This is a genomic window from Limosilactobacillus urinaemulieris (assembly GCF_014838745.1).
GTDB lineage: Bacteria > Bacillota > Bacilli > Lactobacillales > Lactobacillaceae > Limosilactobacillus > Limosilactobacillus urinaemulieris.
Genome location: NZ_JABUXR010000043.1, coordinates 1 through 1,312, shown reverse-complemented (window position 1 = coordinate 1,312; position 1,312 = coordinate 1). Strand labels below are relative to the sequence as shown.

The 1,312-nt window shown below is 37.5% G+C and carries 1 protein-coding gene; it reads right to left on the bottom strand.

What is annotated here, in order from left to right; all coding sequences use genetic code 11:
* Positions 1 to 4: 4 nt before the first annotated feature.
* A complete protein-coding gene (locus tag HUK45_RS09335; protein WP_191912052.1) occupies positions 5 to 1,240 on the bottom strand; it encodes an ISL3 family transposase in 1,236 nt (411 codons plus the stop codon).
* Positions 1,241 to 1,312 lie beyond the last annotated feature (72 nt).

The window sequence follows — 1,312 nt, the reverse complement described above, 5'->3', positions numbered from 1 at the left end:
TTTTTTATACAAAAAGACAATCAATTCTTAAAAAGAAAAATTTTTGATTGGCAAAACCATAACAGGTTCGTTTGAGTGCTTTAATTTTTCGATTGATTCCTTCTAAGGGGCCATTTGAGAATTCATACTTAGTGCTATTAATAACGGCTTGTCGGTTCTTCTTTAGGGTATAAATTGTCGTATCCATTTCAGTATTGGTAGTTCGATAGTCCTGAAGAACTGCTTTAAGCAGTTCAGTATTACGATCATGAATAGCTTGAGTAATTCCTTGGTAGGTTTGATAAACTGCCTTAAATTCAGTAAATTTACAGGTGATTAGATCGACGGCATTTTGCTTAGTCATATATTCGTTTATTCCTCGGAGATAAACCGGCTTTTCGGGATTAAGTTCAGTCTGCTTAAGGTGGAATAACCGCCATTGAGTTTTCATAATTTTATATTCACGACTATGCTTATTGAGGGTTTTAAGGAGTTTGATCCGACAGTTATCTAAAGCTCGTCCAGCTAATTGAACGATGTGAAAGCGATCAATGATAATTTTGGCATTAGGGAAGAGACGGTAAATGAAACTTTGGTATTGGGCATTGAGATCGATAACAACGGTTTCTACTTGAGCCCGTTCAGCCTGACTATAACGATTTTCAAAGTAGTCGATAATGGAAGGTGAAAGGCGATCGTGAAGTTTAACCACGAGTTGGTGAGATTCACTGTCACAACAGATAAATGACATGATAGACTTAGTAGAACGAAATTCATCAAAGCAGAGGTGTTTAGGAAGAACAGCCATCCGATAATGAGGTTTAATCCGTTCGATAATGGTACGGCGAACACTGCTGGCTGAGCAATGACAAAGGCGAGCAATTAGCTCGCCATTCAAGCCTTCACGAACAAACGCCATGATTTGATTTTTAAGATCTCGGGAAAGAGTATGATTAGGTTTAGTTAATTGAGTAATAGCGCCAAAAGTAGTCTGGCAATTGGAACAATAATAACGTTGCTTGGCTAGAACCATTTCGTATCGAATACCGTTAAGACTTGCCAAGCGAAGATGAGTTTTCCGTAACCCGTTTTTGACCACCGATTTAAATCCACAGTTTTTACAGCGAACAACGGGATAGGATAATGAAGCATGAATCAGCTTCCACTCTTCATTATTTTTAAAAATAGTATCGACTTTGAGGATCTTGATATTCTGATCTTCAATTCCAAGGAGATTTAGGATAGAATTATTTTGGGACATCTGCATAACCTTCTTTACATGATTTTTGTGGTGAATTGATTGTACAACACGAGGACAGCAGTTGTCCTTTTT